Below are 16,195 nucleotides of genomic sequence, written 5' to 3' on the forward strand. Positions count from 1 at the left end.
GATATGACTTCTGCAACACTCACCCCGGCACGCACCACGGCCGGCCCCGCCGGCCATCTCACCGATGACGACATCGAGAATCTCGGCCGGGAGCTCGACGCCATCCGCGAACAGATCGTCTCCAGCCGCGGCGAGCGCGACGCGGCCTACATCCGCACGGTCATCGACGGTCAGCGCAAGCTCGAGCTGAGCAGCCGGGCGATCCTGCTGTTCTCGTTGTTCCCGCCCGCCTGGATCGTCGGAACGGCCGGTCTGTCCGTGTCGAAGATCGTCGAGAACATGGAGATCGGCCACAACGTCATGCACGGCCAGTGGGACTGGATGCGCGACTCCAAGATCCACTCGACCACCTGGGAGTGGGACAACGCCTCCCCCGCAGACATGTGGAAGCACTCGCACAACGAGGTCCACCACACCTACACCAACGTGCGCGGCAAGGACCACGACCTGGGCTACGGCATCATGCGCGTCGACGAGAACCAGAAGTGGACGCCGTTCTACCTGGGCCAGCCGCTGTACAACGCTGTCAACGCCTGCCTGTTCCAGTACGGCATCGCGGCCTACGACCTGGAGATCGGCAAGTACCTCAAGGGCAGGACGGACTCCGAGGAGTTCCGCCGCAACGGCAAGCGGGTGCTCGCCAAAATCGGCAAGCACGCGGTGCGCGACTATGTGCTGCATCCACTGCTGTCGGGCCCGTCCGCGCTGACCACCCTGACCGCGAACCTGACGGCGAACGTGGTCCGCAATCTGTGGACGCACTCGGTCATCATGTGCGGGCATTTCCCCGAAGGGGTCGAGACGTTCGAGAAGACGTCGATCGACGGCGAGACACGCGGCCAGTGGTATCTGCGTCAGATGCTCGGATCGGCCAACATCACCGGAAGTCCGTTGCTGCACTTCATGACTGGCAATCTGTCGTTCCAGATCGAGCATCACCTGTTCCCCGACCTGCCCAGCAACCGCTACCAGGAGATCGCACCGAAGGTGCAGGAGCTGTTCGAACGTTACGGGCTGACCTACACCAGCGGTTCGCTTCCGCAGCAGGTGGCCTCGGCGTGGAAGAAGGTCTTCCGGCTCTCGCTACCCAACAAGGTCGGGCGGTCGCGTCGCACGACCGAGGCCGCCTAGACCCCGGGTCGGCCGACGGATTCCGTCACGCGGTGATCGCGCGAGCGAACGCGTGCCGGATCCACCAGGTCGCGTAGATCGAGAACCGGTACCCCTTCGCGGGGTTGTAGGCACGGATCGCCTGCGCGAGGCCGACGTTGCCGATCTCGATGAGGTCGAGGAATGCGGTGCCGTGGCCGGTGTAGTGCTTGGCCAGTGTGACGACGAGACCGAGATGCGCGTCGCGCAGCGCTCGCCACAGCACCTCGGGATCGTCGGGTTCGCCGTCGGCTGCCACGTAGTCCCCTGCTGTCGGCCTACCCGTCCAGAGTGACATACAGCGGCGGCCGGGCACCGCGATCAGCATGGCTTTGTAGGCTCTGTGCATGCCGCTGAACAATGGCGAGGAATTCGCCGGGTACCTGATCGAGCGGCTGCTCGGCACCGGCGGCATGGGCGAGGTCTACCTCGCGCAGCATCCCCGACTGCCGCGCCGCGACGCGCTCAAGATCCTGGCGCCCACCTCGACGGCGGACACAGAGTTCCGGGCACGGTTCATCCGCGAGGCCGAGATGGCGGCGGCGCTGCAGCACCCCCACATCGTCGGCGTCCTCGACCGGGGCGAGTTCGACGGGCGGCTGTGGATCTCGATGGATTATGTGGACGGCACGGACGCCGGGCAGTTGATCAGGGACTCCTACCCGAGCGGTATGCCCGAGCACGAGGTCGTGGACATCGTGACAGCGGTGGCCGACGCACTCGACTTCGCCCATGAGCGCCGCCTGCTCCATCGCGACGTCAAGCCGGAGAACATCCTCGTGACGGCGTCCGACGGGCGTCGGCGCCGGGTGCTCCTGACCGATTTCGGCATCGCCCGACGGATCGACGACGTCAGCAACCTCACCGACGACAACGTCGCCATCGGCACCGTGAGCTACATGGCCCCCGAGCAATTGCGCGGCCAACCGCTCGACGGGCGGTCAGACCAATATGCGTTGGCCGCCACCACTTTTCATCTGCTGACCGGCGCTCCTCCCTTCGATGACGCCAACCGCGCCGTCGTCATCGGTCACCATCTGGGAAGCCCGCCCCCGCGGATATCCGCTCGCCGGCCCGACCTCGCGCACCTCGACGGCGTCCTGGCCAAAGCGCTGGCCAAGGATCCCGATCAGCGCTACCCCAGTTGCCTCGACTTCGCCGAAGCCCTCGCCCGGTCGCGTCCACCCCGAACTGCCCAGGACACACAACCGCACCCGGCTGCGCCGACCGGGAATGCCGACGGCCGTCCCGCCACCCAGCGCCTCGAGCGTCTGGTGCTACGCGGAACGGCACATGGCGTCGAACAGCGCACCGTCGGTGCCGGCGCCGAGTTGGAAGCCGTCTCGTTCCGTCTGACGCCGTCCGATCCCACCCACCTGCCCACCCCGGTCCCCGTCGCGATCAACACCCAGCTCGGACCCGGGCAGCTCGACGACGGCGGCACAGTCGAAGTGCACGGCGTCTGGGACGGCCACACCCTCGACGCCGACGAGATCAGTATCTTCCCCGCGCCCACTCCCCCGACGCCGCGCTCGTCCCGCACGACCGCGACGTTCGAGGCGCAACCGAAGCGCCGGAGCCGCCGGACGCCGATCCTCGCCGCACTCGCCTTCGTGATCGTGGTGGCGGTGGCCGCGGTGGCGTGGTTCACCGACGGATTCGGGCTGGTGACGCGGCAGGGACCGGTCGTCACGCCGGCGAGCGTGACCGTGTTCGCGCCGTCGGGCGGTGCGGACAACCCGGACAAGGCCGGACTGGCGATCGACGGGAACCCCGCGACGTCGTGGTCGACCGTCACGTACACCGACCCGGTTCCCTTCCCGAACTTCGTGGAGGGAGAGGGACTGATGCTGCATCTGTCCGAACCGACGGCGTTGAGCGCCGTCACGATCGACGTGTCGAGCACCGGAACCGAGGTGCAGATCCGCTCGTCTCCCACCGAGAACCCGGGCAAGCTGGCTGACACCACGGAGCTGACCCCGACGACGCCACTGCAACCGGGCCACAACCGCATCGACATCCGGGACCAGACGAAGACATCGAATGTGCTGGTGTGGATCAGCACGCTGGGCACCACCGACGGCAAGAGCCGCACCGCGATCTCCGAGATCACCCTGCAGGCGGCTGCGTAGGCGGAGAAAGCCGGCGGGAAGACCGGAACCGCCCGAACCGTAGGTTCACGGTTCGGGCGGTCGGGACGACCGGCGTCAGAAGTACGTCGTCGTCGTTGTGCTGGTTCCGTTGTCACACGCGATGGTGACGTTCCAGTTCTTGAATTGTGGAATTGCCGGGACGATCCGCAGGTCGTAACTGGAGTTCGCCGGCAGGGCGAACGCACGGTGGAAGTTGTCCGCCGTGTAGGTGCATTGCGCTGTCACCCCACTGCGGTCGGTGATGTGAGCGACCAGACCGCCCACAACCGTGCTGAACGACACCGTCGGACCCAGCTTCGGCGCCGGAGGGGGCGGCGGATCGTTCGGTGGCGGTGGCGGCGTGTTCCCATTCGAGCAACCCGACACAATCACCTTGGCACCGGCCTGATTCTGCAGTTTGGCCAAGGCGCTGCTCGAGGCTGCGGCAACCGTCGAGCCCGATGCCCCGACCTCTTCGCCGTAGTCGTTCGAGGCGGCCGCCGCGCACTCATTCGTGGCGATGACCACGGTCACGCAGTGATCGGCGCCATTGTTGGAACAGTTCGTCAGCGCGCCCTGCGCGGCCTGGTCTTGGCTTGCACTGATCGACGAACCGCCTGCCATCGTGACGGGCGGATTCTCGTTGACATACCCGAGCGCCAGCGCGATGTACTGGTCTGCAGCTTGCGCCGCGGGGGGCGTGAGCAAGCCGACGGCGGCTGCCCCCGCGGCGAGCATTACGGTGGCCGCGGTCCGGCCTCTCCAGCCCGTGCGGCTCCTGGAATTCGTTGTCATGATCGCTCCTGTGAGGTTGTCGCTGCCCCGAGCGGGCCGCGTAGTGGTCTCTTCGCCGTTCTCCGCGGGTCTGCATATATGTCTGCCGAATTGTTCGGCCGTTGTCCGGTTTTCCCGCTGCAGCAATCGTCGTCCGCGGCCAACGCCGGCGTAATCGCCGTGAAGCCAGAATCCGGCGGCCGACGGCAAGGGTTTCCTATCCGCCAGGTAAGGAAAATCGGTGTGCTCATCGCGCCGATGGCCGTCCCTGCTCGATCCGCTCTCCGAGATCAGGCGGCTGCGTAAGGGATCGGCCCGTCGTCAGGTGGACAGCCCCTCGACGACGGCCAGCGCGGTGAGGTAGCGGACTTCCTCGGTGGCGGCGCGGTCGCTGAGGAACTGACCGGAGGCACCCGCCTGGGCCGCCATCAGCGCGCGGGTGAATGTCTCCGGCGTCACCGTCATCGTCCGGCCGGTCTTGGCGATGAGCGCGACGAAGATCGCCTGCAGGCCCTCACGGAAGCGTTCGACCTGCGCATCCAGGGCGAGGGCGATCTCGGGCTGATGGGCCGCGCGAGCCACCAGGGCGGCATGCAGGGCGATGCGGGGTTGATCGGCGACGCCGGCCTTCAGCAGATGGCGCACCACGCGGTCGGTCCTCAGAACGTCTCTGGTCCGCAGCAGGGGTGCGGCGGTACCCCGCAACCGTTCGACGAGTGCGTCGTTCTGGTGCCCGTACACCTCGAAGAGCAGATCCTCCATGTCGTCGAAACTGGAGTAGAACGCGCCCCGGGTGTAGCCCGCCGCCCGGCACACCTCCTCGACGCTGAACCAGGTGCGGCCACTGTCCCGGATGAGCTCGTCGGTGGCCTCGATCAATCGCGCCCGGGTGTTGCTGCGTCGGCGGGTTTTCGGCGCCTCTGTGACCTTCACGACAAACGGCCTCTCGAACTCGATACATTCCGTATTGAATGCATATCGTATTGAATCATCCACTTGTTGATACGGCAACCCAGGAGGCGACCATGAGCCGACACGCTGCGGTCAACACTGCGCAGGCGCGTCCCGTCGCGGACGGCGACGCGATCATCGTGTCGCGGGGTCTGACGTTCGACGGTGAGCACGGCCCCCTCTTCCGCGACGTCGACCTGGACATCGATCGCGGCCTGCACGCGGTGCACATGCCCGGCGGCCACAGCCAGAAAGCCTTGCTGCTCACGCTGGCGGGCCGGCTCAAGCCGAGCGCCGGCACCGTGGCGGTGTTCGGCGAGACCGCACCGCGGGCCATCCGCCGGCACTGCGCCATCGCGGCGTTCGGCGACATCGATGATCTGGACGAGGCCGTGACCGTGAAGACTGTGGTGACCGAGCAGCGCCGCTGGCTCGCTCCCCTGTTCGGGCGGTCGCGTGAACCTTCGCACCGGGACGTGCTGGCCGAGGTGTTCGGGGACATCCCACGCCCGGCGCCGACCGACTACATCGGTGACATGGGCGATCTGGAGACGTTCCTGCTGCAGATCGCCCTGGCACTGTGCTCGGACCGACCGGTCCTGGTGGTCGGTGATCTCGAACAGGTCCGTGACAGCGGACGGCGGGCGCAGGCAGTACAACGCCTCGGCGTCATCGCCGCCGACCGCCTGGTCGTTGTGGGCGTGACGAATTCGCTCGGCGATCAAGCACCCGAGCACGAAGTGCACATCCCGAACATCGCGGGAAAGGACTGAGAAGATGGGCGGACTTGCCCTGGGGTCGGAGATCAAACGCTTCGCCCGAAATCGAATGACGCGGATCGCCATCGTCGTCTTGATGCTGATGCCGCTGTCCTACGGCGCGCTCTACCTGTGGGCGTACTGGGATCCGTTCGGGCATGTGAACAAATTGCCGGTGGCACTGGTCAATTCGGACCGGGGCACCGAGGTGTCCGGTGAGCCGATGAACGTCGGCGCCCAGATCGCCGACAGTCTCACCGATGATGCGAGCCTCGACTGGCATCTGGTCGATGACGCCCAGGCGCGCGACGGGGTCGCCCACGGCAAGTACTACTTCATGCTGGAACTGCCGCCGGACTTCAGCGAGGCCATCGCGTCGCCCACCACCGGCAATCCCCGCAGGGCACAGCTGATCGCCGAATACAACGACGCCAACAACTACATTTCCTCGAGCATCGGCCGCACCGCGATAGAGCAGGTGCTCAACGCCGTGTCGACCAGGATCTCCGGCCAGGCGGTCAACCAGGTGCTGTCGGTGATCACCACATCGGGGGCGGGCATCAAACAGGCCGCCGACGGGGCGAATCAACTCTCTGACGGTGCGGCCCAACTCGACTCGGGCGCAGGGCAATTGGTGGCCGGCCTGGATGCCGCCCACAACGGATCCGCGGAACTGGCGGCCGGCTCCCGCAAGCTGTCCGACGGCATCGACACCGCCACCGACCCCCTGCTGAAGATCACGAACCTGCTGGCCCAGATCGGCACTCAGAGTGATCAGGTCAACGGCCAGGTCCAGGACAGCTCGTCGGCGCTGTCGGAGGCGTCCACCGAACTCGAGACCATCACCGGGGCACAAGACACCGCCGCCCAGTCGTTGAGCTCGATCATCGACAACCTCTCCGCCAATCAGGACCCGGTGTCGATGATGGCCACCGGCAAACTGCGAGAGACCCGCGACCAGCTGCTGGCCCACCAGCGGACCGCGGACATCCAGGCCAAGCTCGACAAGGCCCGCGCGGCTGCGAACTCAGGCGGTCCCGTCGGTTCCACGCTGACCGATATCTCGGCCAAGGGCAGGGAACTGACCGACAAGCTCACCGAGTTGCGTGACGGCGCCCAGCAGGTGGCGTCCGGCAATGCCGAACTCAACGCCGGCATCGCCAAGCTCGACGATGGCGCCCGGCAGCTGAAATCCGGCACGGAGCAATTGAGTTCGGGTTCACGTGAGTTGGCGACCAAACTGGACGAGGGTGCGCAGAAGGTTCCCGACTGGAGCCCGCAGCAGAAGGACGCGATCGCGGGGACGATCGGTGGCCCGGTTCAGCTGACGAGTTCCCATGAGAATTCGGCGCCGAACTTCGGCACGGGCATGGCGCCGTTCTTCCTCACGCTCGCGCTGTTCTTCGGCGCCATGCTGTTGTGGATGGCGTTCCGCCCGCTGCAGAACCGTGCCATCGCCGCAGAGATCAGTCCGCTCCGCGTGACGCTGGCCGGTTATCTTCCCGCGGTCCTGATCGGGATCCCCCAGGCGGTGATCCTGTACAGCGTTGTGCGTTTCGCTCTGCACGTGCACGCGGAGCATCCCGTGGCGATGCTGGGCTTCATGATCCTGGCGTCGTGCGCCTTCATCGCGGTGGCCCAGGCGATCAGCGCCTGGCTGGGCCCGGTGTTGGGCAAGGTGCTCCTGATGACGCTGCTGATGGTGCAACTGGTCAGCGCCGGTGGGCTCTACCCCGTCGAGACCACGACCAAGCCGTTCCAGGCGCTGCACCGACTCGACCCGATGGCGTACGGCGTCAACGGGCTGCGCCAGTTGATCCTCGGCGGTATCGACGGTCGACTGTGGCAGGCCCTGATCTTCCTGGGCGCCCTGTGGTTGGGGTCGATACTGCTGACCGCGCTGGCGGCGCGGCGCAACCAGCTGTGGAACCTCACCCGGCTGGTGCCGACCGTCAAGATGTAGCCGAACACGGAACTGGCCAGGCCTTTCGGCCTGGCCAGTTCTTCATCGGTGGAGCTGCCGGGAATCGAACCCGGGTCCTACGGCATTCCCTCGAGGCTTCTCCGTGCGCAGTCCGCTATGTCTCTACTCGGATCTCCTGATCACGCGAACAAGTCAGGATGACGATCCCAGTCGCTGTTTGATGTCCCCACGGGTTCCGCGACCGAACCCGTGGGTGGGTCCCTCTAGATGACGCCAGGGTCCGGGTCGAGGGCGTTCCCGGTCTGACGGACCAGCTGTCGCTTAGGCAGCGAGAGCGAAGTCGCGCTGATTGGAATCGGCGCTTAATTGGTTGCAACGACGCTTACGGTGGTCTCTTGCCTGCACCGGCACGCTTCCCTTGATTCGATGCGCGAAGTCGAAACCGTTCAGCCCCTCGCACCCCTGCCGACCATCAGCAGGAAGATTCATACTACCGGTCGGTTAAACACACGCGAGCACATATTTAGTCCATCGAGTGTGCGCCCTGGGCGAGCATTCACGCCTCGCGCCGCCCTGGACGCACACTGGACGTCAGGTCGCCGTATTCGGCGACGATGTCGGCGATCGGCGCGGGACGTCCGAACAGGTGTCCCTGCGCGAGTCGGCAGCCGGCCGCCACGATGGTGCCGGCCTGCTCGGGCGTCTCGATGCCCTCGGCGATCACGTCCAGGCCGAGGTCGGCACACAACCCGACCACCGACCGGTAGAGGGCGAGATCGCGGGCGGCATCCGACCCGGCCGCGAGGCTGCGATCGAGCTTGACGATGTCGACCGGCAGCGCATGGAGGTAGGTCAGCGAGTTGTAGCCCGCGCCGAAGTCATCCAGCGCGACCCGGACCCCCGTGTCGTTGAGCCGCCCGATCTGCGCTGCGGCATCGGCCAGGTCGACGATCGGCAGCGTCTCGGTGATCTCCAGGACGAGCCGGTCCGCGTCGATCCTGTAGGTCGACAGGGTGCGACGGACGTCGTCCTCGAAACCGGGGTTGCCCAGCCGGGTGGCACCGATGTTCACGTGGATGCCAACGTCCAGACCGGTAGCCGCGACCTCCTGGCAGGCCAGTCGCAGCACCATCCCGTCCAGCATCGCCCCCAGACCCGCGGCTTCGGCGGCCGCGACGAAGGTCTCGGGCGGGATCTGAATTCCGTTCGGCGCCGTCCAGCGCGCGAGCGCCTCGACCGCGACCAGCGTCTCGTCGGGCAGCCGCACCACGGGCTGGAAGCTCAGGCTGAAGCCCGCAGGCACCCCGCCGGCGGCGCTGCGCAGCGCGGTGGGGAAATCGGCCCGCACCCCCGCCGCGGGCTGGTACACCACCGCGGTGTTCTTGCCCAGCCGCTTGCCGGCGTACATCGAGATGTCGGCCTGGCGCAGCAGATCGTCCGACGTGAGCGCGCTCGGCCCGGCATCCGCGCGAACCAGTCCCATGCTCGCCCGCACCCGCAATGACGATCCGTGCAGCAGGAACGGATCCCGCAGCGCCACCCGCAGCCGGTCGGCGACCACCTCAGGGTCCGCCCTCTCTCCGTCGATCAGGATCGCGAACTCGTCACCACCGATCCGGGCGAGAGTGTCGGCGTCGGTGACGCACCGCCGGAGCCGCTCCCCCACAGCGCACAGCAGGTCGTCACCGGCGGCATGGCCGAACCGGTCGTTGACGTCCTTGAAATCGTCGAGGTCGACGAAGATCAGTACGAAATGACCGTCGTGCATCGCCTCCTCGAGCCGCTGGGCGAACAGCAGCCGGTTGGGCAGACCCGTCAGGGAGTCGTGCAGCACCTGATGGGCCAACCGGCGCTGCGCGTCGAGGAGCCGGCCTGTCAGCAGCCTCTGCTCAGCCATGGCGACCACCTGCCGGGCCGCCACGAAGACGACCATCGACACGATGACGGTGACCACCACGAGATCGAGCGCGTGGTCGTTGAGTACGTGAAAGGCCAGCAATAGCGTGATGCCGAGGAACCCCGAGTAGGGCAGGATCAACTGCGCCCAGTCGATCAGTCGCGACCGCCGGGAGGCCGCCGGTGCTGCATCGCGGTCGCGCAGCGACAATCCCACGAAGAGTGCGCCGAGCGCGATGCCGGCCCCGCCCCAGAGCACGCCGCGCGGTTGACCGACCGTGTCGAAGTACGCGGTGATGCGGTCGGCCGCCGCGATGAGGACGAGCCCGCTGCCCAACTGTAGGTAGGTGGCCCGGTACGGCCGCTCGGCGCGGTACACCATGCCGCTCACCGCGGCGACCACCACGAGCACGAGTTCCGCGAAGCCATATGCCGTGTGCATCGCGGGGGACTCCGAGCGCGGGAACGACGACGTCGTCTCCGCGCCGGACCCGAAGATCACCAGGATGGCGCACGAGGTCGCCGCCACCAACGCATCGAGCACGATCAGGGCCGACGCATGCGTTCGCGAGCCGTCTTGCCGAACGATCGGCTCACCGCCCGCCCACGCGAGAGCGACGATGGCGGCCAACCCGAACACAGGGAACAACCAGTACACCGGAACCCAGACCGGAGCCCCGTCCGGGCCGCTGAGCCACCATACGAGTTGGCCGGCCAGCACGGCGCCCACGGCGCCGACGGCGAGCAGGCGCCACCATCGCGCGACACCGTGGACGCGGCGCGACTCGAACAACCCGTAGGCGACGGCGCCGATCCCGGCACCGCACTGCGCGACGACGGCGATCCGCTGGGCAGTCTGCTCACCCCAGGGCGCGAACGAATTGACCGTCAGCAGCAGCGTGGCTGTGACGACCAACGCGACGCGCAACCGGAAGCCCGTGCCGCCATCCCCTTACACTCGCCGACGAACGTCTCCGGCCGTCGAGTTGCCCGTGACGACGGTAACTAACCGGCGGCGATCATCGCGACGGAAGTGAACGCAAAGATCATCCCGGCGATCTGCCCCCGGCTCACCCGCTCGCGCAGGACGACCACCGCGAGCAGCACGGTGGCCGCCGGATACAGCGCGACGAGCACACCGGTCAGCGACAGCAGCGAAGACTGCAGGGCGAGCAGGGTGGCCGTGTTGGCCACGGTGTCGAGCACCCCGGCGAGCAGCGCCAGCCGCAACGGCACGCCCCGCTCGACCACGAAGTTCGCGGTCAGCACCGCGGCGAGCGCGACGATCGCGGTCGCCGCCAGCCGGCCGAACACCAGGGGCCACAGTCCGGCCTGGACGGGGACTTGGTCGAGGATGACGAAGTTCAGACCGAACGCGATACCGGATCCGACCGTCAGCCAGGCGACCTTGACGGTGAAGCGGTGCGGCCGGACGTCCTCGTCGCCTGCTTGCCGGCTGACCATGACCACCGCGACCAGCGCCAGCAGCACCCCGCACAGCGCGAGCGCGCTGGGCCGCTCGCCCAACGCCATGCCGACACCGACAGGGACGCCGGCGACCAGCACCGACGTCAGCGGCGACACCACCGAGATGGGACCCGATCCGAGTGCGGCGTAGAACCACCACACGCCGAACGCCTGACCCACGCCCGCCAGCAGCCCCCACAGCACAGCGGACGCGCTGAGCTGACCGCCGAACGGCACCGCGATGACCGTGAGCAGGACCAGCGCCAGCGGATAGGACAGCAGCACCACCCGCAGCGCGGCGACACGGCGCGAGGCGTAGCCGCCGACGAAGTCGCTGACGCCGTATCCCAGCGCCGCGATCAGCGCGCTGAGGACGCCGGTCAGGAGGTCATGCCCTTGACGCGTCGTCCCAGCTCTCGGGTGACCTCCCGCTCGGCGTCGCGGCGGGCCAGGTCCTGGCGCTTGTCATGGGCCTGCTTACCGCGGGCGAGCGCCAGCTCGACCTTCACCTTGCCGCCGGTGAAGTACAGGGACAGGGGCACCAGCGTCAGGTTGCCGTCGCGGGTCTTGCCGACCAGCGTGTCGATCTCGCGACGGTGCAGCAGCAGTTTGCGGTTGCGCCGCGGGGCGTGGTTGGTCCAGCTGCCGTGGTGATACTCCGGGATGTGCAGGTTGCGCAGCCAGATCTCGCCGTCGTCGACGGTGGCGAATGCATCGGCCAGCGACGCCTGCCCCTCGCGCAGGCTCTTCACCTCGGTGCCCATCAGCGCGACGCCCGCCTCGAAGGTCTCGAGGATCGCGAAGTTGTGGCGCGCCTTGCGGTTGGTGGCCACCACCTGGTTGTTGCTGTCCTTGACGCCTTTCACCTTCTTCGCCACGGCTACCGCCGCACGTAGAGGCGCAGGGTGACGTAGGCGGTGATGCCCGACATCGCCAGGCCGAGGAACAGCATCCACGGCGCGCTGTAGTAGAGCACGTCGGCATAGTCCACTCTGGCGATGAGGTTCGCCTGATAGAACTGGTCGAGCGCGCTCTCCAGGAACAATGCCCGCACCGCGATCAGCCCCGCGATGGCGATCAGCACCCCGACGAACGCCGCGAGCATCGCCTCGAGCAGGAACGGCAGCTGGGTGTACCAGCGGGTGGCGCCCACCAGCCGCATGATGCCGATCTCGGTACGCCGGGTGTAGGCGGCGACTTGGACCATGTTCGCGATCAACAGGACCGCCCCGATGGCCTGCACCAGCGCCACCGCGAACGCCGCGTTGCTGATGCCGTTGAGCACCGCGAACAGCCGGTCGATCAGGTCCTTCTGGTTGAGGACGTTCAGGACGCCGGGTTGGCCGATCATCGCGTCGTCGAAGTCCTTGTGCTGCTCGGGATCGTCGAGCTTGACGACGAACGACGCCGGGAACGCGTCCTTGCCTGCGACGTCCTTGTACTGCGGGAACTTGCGGATGGCGTCGTCGTAGGCCTCGTCGCGGTTGAGGAAGCGCACGGACCGGACGTCCTGGCGGTCCTCGATCGTCTTGCGCAGCGCTTTGCACGGGTCCGCGTCGCAGGTCGGATCGTTCGCCGACACGTCGTTGGTGAGGAAGACCTGGCTCTCCACCCGGTCGAGATAGATCGCGCGGGACTGGTCGGCAAGCCGCACCACCAGCAGGCCGCCACCGAACAGCCCGATCGAAATCGCGGTGGTGAGGACCATCGCGACCGTCATGGTGACGTTGCGGCGAAGCCCGGTGAGGACTTCGTTGACGAGGAAGCCGAAGCGCACTAGCGATCCATTCCGTAGACGCCGCGCTGTTCGTCGCGAACCAGCCGGCCGAGTTCGAGTTCGACGACCCGCTGACGCATGGAGTCGACGATGTGGTGGTCGTGGGTGGCCATCAGCACCGTGGTGCCGGTGCGGTTGATCCGCTCGAGCAGATCCATGATGTCCTTGCTGGTCTCCGGGTCGAGGTTGCCCGTCGGTTCGTCGGCCAGCAGCACCAGCGGCCGGTTGACGAACGCCCGCGCGATCGCGACCCGCTGCTGCTCGCCGCCGGACAGCTCGGCGGGCAGGCGGTTGGCCTTGCCGGACAGCCCGACCATCTCGAGCACGTCGGGCACCACCCGGTTGATGGTGTCGGCCCGCTTGCCGATCACCTCGAGCGCGAAGGCGACGTTCTCGAAGACCGTCTTCTGCTGCAGCAGCCGGAAATCCTGGAAGACGCAGCCCATGACCTGACGCAGACCCGGGATGTGCCGGCCGGACAGCTTGTTCACATGGAACTTGGAGACCCGGATGTCGCCGGAGGACGGGTGCTCCTCGGCCAGCAGCAGGCGCATGAACGTGGACTTGCCCGACCCGGACGGGCCGATCAGGAAGACGAACTCACCCTTGTCGATCTTGACCGAGACGTTGTCGAGCGCCGGCCGCGCCGACGACTTGTACTGCTTGGAGACATGGTCGAGGGTGATCATCACGGCACGCCAGTGTAGCGGGGAGGCAGGCAGGTACCGCGGCGCCGCCGAATCACCGGGGAGGCGTCGCGGTCGTCGCCGGCGGCGCGCCGGGCGGGGCGACCGTGGTGGGCGCCAGCGTCGGCGGTGCCAGGGTGAACGTCTGCGGGTCCAGCGGTCCCGGGCCGTCCGGGTCGATCACGGTCGTGCCCGGGGCGCCCGGTTCGGTGCTGTCGGTGCTGGTGGGCGACGTGGTGTCCGAGGGTGACGACGTGGTCGTCGGAGCCGGGGTGGTCGTGGTCGTCGTTGTCGTCGTGGTGGGGGTGGTGGTCTCCGGCGCGCGAGTCTGCACATTGGTCCGCGGCACCCACGTGTAGTTCGGGTCGGGAACGAAGCCCGGCGGCACCACCTGCGTCTGGTCGGCGGGTTTCTCCGACGAGGCGGGCTGGAAGGTCTGGTTCACCCAGAACAGCGCGACGAACGCGAGAAGCAGCGCCGCCGTCGAGGTCCGCATGCGGCCACCGAAGATGTAATTGGGCCAGCCCCGGGTGCTGCCCGGGCGCTTCGGCGCCCAGATCCAGTCGGTCCACTTCATCGCTGCGACTCCGGTTCCGTCGGCGCATCCTTGGCCGCGTCGTCGGATCGGGCGGGGTGCGGGATCGCCGCGACGACGGGCGCCGCCATCTCACCGGGGGCGACGATGCCGGCCCGGCGCAGTGCGCGTACCACCAGCACGCGCAGCCGACGCCCGACCTCGAACTGCTTGCCCGGCAGTGTGCGCGCGACCATCCGCAGGTTCACCGTGTCCAGTTCGATGCTCTCCACGCCCATCAGCTGCGGCGCGTCGAGCAGCAGATCCTTGAGTTGGGCATCGTCTTTGGCCTTGTCGGCCACGCCGTGCAGCACCTCGTTCACCGCGTTGAGGTCGGCTGCCACCGGTACCGGGATGTCGATGACCGCCCTGGCCCAGTCCTTGGACAGGTTGACGGTCTTGACGATCTGGCCGTTGGGGATGGTGTACATCTCCCCTTCGGCCGAACGCAGCTTGGTTACGCGCAGCGTCACGTCCTCGACGGTGCCCTCGGCGGGCAGTGCGATGCCGGCGACGGTCAGCGCGACCAGGTCACCGAAGCCGTACTGCTTCTCGGTGATGATGAAGAATCCCGACAGCAGGTCCTGCACCAGCCGCTGGGCGCCGAAGCCGAGCGCGGCGCCGATCACGGCAGCGGGCGCCACCAGGGAGCTGATCGGGATCGCGAGGATGTCGGTGATCTGCACCAGCACCATCACCAACAGCAGGCCCACGGAGACGTAGGAGATCACCGACGCCACCGCCTGGCGGTGTTTGGCGCTCTCGGAGCGGACCAGCTGATCGCTTTCCTGGTACTCGGCGTCGATGCGCCGGGTGATGCGCTGCGCGGTCCAGTTGATGAATCTCGCCGCCAGCAGGGCACCAATCAGCAGCAGCGCGATGCGCACCCCGCGGTCGAGGATCCACACGCCGATGTCACCGCGCCAGAAGCCGTGCCACCGGGACGCGAGGTCGAATGCTAGAAGCGTGTTGGTCAAGGGCTAGTCGCTGTCATCTTTTCTGTTACGCCACCGGATCCCGGCCTCGAGGAAGCCGTCGATGTCCCCGTCCAGCACCGCGGCTGGATTCCCGACCTCGTACTCGGTGCGAAGATCTTTCACCATCTGATAGGGGTGCAGCACGTAGGACCGCATCTGATTGCCCCAGGAGCTGCCGCTGTCGCTCTTGAGAGCGTCCATTTCGGCCCGCTCCTCTAAGCGCTTGCGTTCCAACAATTTCGCCTGAAGCACGCGCATCGCCGACACCTTGTTCTGCAACTGCGACTTCTCGTTCTGGCAAGTCACGACGATACCGGTCGGGATGTGGGTCAGTCGAACAGCAGAGTCGGTGGTGTTCACGGACTGGCCGCCGGGTCCGCTGGAGCGGTACACGTCGACCCGCACGTCGCCTTCCGGGATGTCGATGTGGTCTGTGGTCTCGGTGACCGGCAACACCTCGACTTCGGCGAACGACGTCTGGCGGCGGCCCTGGTTGTCGAACGGGCTGATGCGCACCAGGCGGTGGGTGCCCTGCTCGACCGACAGGGTGCCGTAGGCGAACGGCGCGTGCACGGCGAACGTCGCGCTCTTGATGCCTGCCTCTTCGGCGTAGGAGGTGTCGTAGACCTCGACCGGGTACTTGTGCTGCTCGGCCCACCGGATGTACATCCGCATCAGCATCTCGGCCCAGTCCGCGGCGTCCACCCCGCCGGCGCCTGACCGGATGTTGACCAGCGCCTCCCGCTCGTCGTACTCCCCCGAGAGCAGGGTGCGGACCTCCAAGGCCTCGATGTCCTCGCGCAGCTGCCGCAGCTCGGCGTCGGCCTCGGCGCTTGCGGTGTCCCCGTCCGCGCCGGCTTCCTCGCTGGCCAGCTCGTAGAGCACCGGCAGATCCTCGACGCGCTGGCGTAACTCCTCGACCCGGCGCAGTTCGTTCTGGGCGTGCGACAGGTCGCTGGTCACCTTCTGCGCCCGCGTCTGGTCGTCCCACAGCTTCGGGTCCGACGCCTCCTGTTCGAGATTGGCGATGCGACCGCGAAGCCCCTCGACGTCGAGCACACGCTCCACCGTGGTGAGCGCGGAGTCGAGGGCAGCGATGTCGGCTTGACGGTCAGGATCCACGGGAGATC

14 protein-coding genes, 1 other RNA gene and 1 pseudogene are annotated in these 16,195 nt (G+C 67.3%); 4 read left to right on the top strand and 12 right to left on the bottom strand.

Annotated features, from left to right (window positions below):
- Positions 1–3: 3 nt before the first annotated feature.
- Complete coding sequence (locus tag MCHUDSM44219_RS06525) at positions 4–1,131, top strand: fatty acid desaturase family protein (RefSeq protein WP_048417426.1); 1,128 nt, start codon at positions 4–6, stop codon at positions 1,129–1,131.
- A 34-nt stretch (positions 1,132–1,165) separates the two neighbouring features.
- Here MCHUDSM44219_RS06525 and MCHUDSM44219_RS30730 read toward each other — a convergent pair.
- A pseudogene (locus MCHUDSM44219_RS30730) lies at positions 1,166–1,360 on the bottom strand (sigma-70 family RNA polymerase sigma factor); the annotation flags it as partial.
- A 136-nt stretch (positions 1,361–1,496) separates the two neighbouring features.
- Here MCHUDSM44219_RS30730 and MCHUDSM44219_RS06535 point away from each other — a divergent pair.
- The gene (locus MCHUDSM44219_RS06535) at positions 1,497–3,281 is read left to right on the top strand and encodes a serine/threonine-protein kinase (protein WP_048417428.1); all 1,785 of its coding nucleotides are present in this window, start codon (positions 1,497–1,499) and stop codon (positions 3,279–3,281) included.
- A gap of 75 nt (positions 3,282–3,356) precedes the next feature.
- On the opposite strand, the gene MCHUDSM44219_RS06540 is transcribed toward MCHUDSM44219_RS06535, so the two are convergent.
- Complete coding sequence (locus tag MCHUDSM44219_RS06540; protein WP_048417429.1) at positions 3,357–4,076, bottom strand: DUF4189 domain-containing protein; 720 nt, start codon at positions 4,074–4,076, stop codon at positions 3,357–3,359.
- Positions 4,077–4,376: 300 nt separating this feature from the next.
- Positions 4,377–4,988 carry a TetR/AcrR family transcriptional regulator gene (locus tag MCHUDSM44219_RS06545; RefSeq protein WP_048417430.1) on the bottom strand — a complete coding sequence of 204 codons (612 nt, stop codon included), beginning with the start codon at positions 4,986–4,988 and terminating at the stop codon, positions 4,377–4,379.
- Between the two features lie 92 nt (positions 4,989–5,080).
- Between MCHUDSM44219_RS06545 and MCHUDSM44219_RS06550 the strand changes: the two genes are divergently transcribed.
- Together MCHUDSM44219_RS06550 and MCHUDSM44219_RS06555 are read left to right on the top strand one after the other, a co-directional pair.
- Positions 5,081–5,779: a P-loop NTPase family protein gene (locus tag MCHUDSM44219_RS06550; RefSeq protein ID WP_048417431.1), complete on the top strand. Its 699-nt coding sequence runs from the start codon at positions 5,081–5,083 to the stop codon at positions 5,777–5,779.
- Positions 5,780–5,783: 4 nt separating this feature from the next.
- On the top strand, positions 5,784–7,727 hold the full coding sequence (locus MCHUDSM44219_RS06555; protein ID WP_082162080.1) for a YhgE/Pip domain-containing protein: 1,944 nt from the start codon (positions 5,784–5,786) through the stop codon (positions 7,725–7,727).
- 46 nt (positions 7,728–7,773) lie between these two features.
- Here MCHUDSM44219_RS06555 and ssrA read toward each other — a convergent pair.
- The 9 genes from ssrA to prfB form a co-directional block, all read right to left on the bottom strand.
- Positions 7,774–8,142: a transfer-messenger RNA gene (gene ssrA / locus MCHUDSM44219_RS28780) on the bottom strand.
- A 102-nt stretch (positions 8,143–8,244) separates the two neighbouring features.
- Positions 8,245–10,512, bottom strand: coding sequence for a putative bifunctional diguanylate cyclase/phosphodiesterase (locus MCHUDSM44219_RS06560; RefSeq protein WP_048417433.1), 2,268 nt, complete (start codon positions 10,510–10,512; stop codon positions 8,245–8,247).
- A 77-nt stretch (positions 10,513–10,589) separates the two neighbouring features.
- On the bottom strand, positions 10,590–11,435 hold the full coding sequence (locus MCHUDSM44219_RS06565; protein ID WP_082162081.1) for a DMT family transporter: 846 nt from the start codon (positions 11,433–11,435) through the stop codon (positions 10,590–10,592).
- Positions 11,432–11,929 carry an SsrA-binding protein SmpB gene (smpB, locus tag MCHUDSM44219_RS06570; RefSeq protein ID WP_048417435.1) on the bottom strand — a complete coding sequence of 166 codons (498 nt, stop codon included), beginning with the start codon at positions 11,927–11,929 and terminating at the stop codon, positions 11,432–11,434. The genes MCHUDSM44219_RS06565 and smpB overlap by 4 nt, the downstream gene beginning before the upstream one ends.
- A gap of 2 nt (positions 11,930–11,931) precedes the next feature.
- Entirely contained in the window at positions 11,932–12,828 is an 897-nt protein-coding gene (gene ftsX / locus MCHUDSM44219_RS06575) for a permease-like cell division protein FtsX (protein WP_048417436.1), read from the bottom strand.
- Positions 12,828–13,517, bottom strand: coding sequence for a cell division ATP-binding protein FtsE (gene ftsE / locus MCHUDSM44219_RS06580; RefSeq protein WP_048417437.1), 690 nt, complete (start codon positions 13,515–13,517; stop codon positions 12,828–12,830). Before ftsE ends, ftsX begins: the two co-directional genes overlap by 1 nt.
- A gap of 52 nt (positions 13,518–13,569) precedes the next feature.
- The gene (locus MCHUDSM44219_RS06585; protein WP_413783585.1) at positions 13,570–14,091 is read right to left on the bottom strand and encodes an Rv3103c family proline-rich protein; all 522 of its coding nucleotides are present in this window, start codon (positions 14,089–14,091) and stop codon (positions 13,570–13,572) included.
- Positions 14,088–15,065, bottom strand: coding sequence for a mechanosensitive ion channel family protein (locus MCHUDSM44219_RS06590; RefSeq protein WP_048417438.1), 978 nt, complete (start codon positions 15,063–15,065; stop codon positions 14,088–14,090). The genes MCHUDSM44219_RS06585 and MCHUDSM44219_RS06590 overlap by 4 nt, the downstream gene beginning before the upstream one ends.
- Before the next feature lie 3 nt (positions 15,066–15,068).
- The gene (prfB, locus tag MCHUDSM44219_RS06595; protein WP_048417439.1) at positions 15,069–16,187 is read right to left on the bottom strand and encodes a peptide chain release factor 2; all 1,119 of its coding nucleotides are present in this window, start codon (positions 16,185–16,187) and stop codon (positions 15,069–15,071) included.
- Between the last annotated feature and the right edge of the window lie 8 nt (positions 16,188–16,195).

Source organism: Mycolicibacterium chubuense (assembly GCF_001044255.1).
GTDB classification, from domain to species: domain Bacteria; phylum Actinomycetota; class Actinomycetes; order Mycobacteriales; family Mycobacteriaceae; genus Mycobacterium; species Mycobacterium chubuense.

Excerpts from the sequence above, each read along its gene's own strand:
- MCHUDSM44219_RS06525 (WP_048417426.1), top strand. The coding sequence starts at position 4 with ATGACTTCTGCAACACTCACCCCGGCACGCACCACGGCCGGCCCCGCC.
- MCHUDSM44219_RS06535 (WP_048417428.1), top strand. The coding sequence starts at position 1,497 with ATGCCGCTGAACAATGGCGAGGAATTCGCCGGGTACCTGATCGAGCGG.
- MCHUDSM44219_RS06540 (WP_048417429.1), bottom strand. The coding sequence starts at position 4,076 with ATGACAACGAATTCCAGGAGCCGCACGGGCTGGAGAGGCCGGACCGCG.
- MCHUDSM44219_RS06550 (WP_048417431.1), top strand. The coding sequence starts at position 5,081 with ATGAGCCGACACGCTGCGGTCAACACTGCGCAGGCGCGTCCCGTCGCG.
- MCHUDSM44219_RS06555 (WP_082162080.1), top strand. The coding sequence starts at position 5,784 with ATGGGCGGACTTGCCCTGGGGTCGGAGATCAAACGCTTCGCCCGAAAT.
- ftsE (WP_048417437.1), bottom strand. The coding sequence starts at position 13,517 with ATGATCACCCTCGACCATGTCTCCAAGCAGTACAAGTCGTCGGCGCGG.
- MCHUDSM44219_RS06585 (WP_413783585.1), bottom strand. The coding sequence starts at position 14,091 with ATGAAGTGGACCGACTGGATCTGGGCGCCGAAGCGCCCGGGCAGCACC.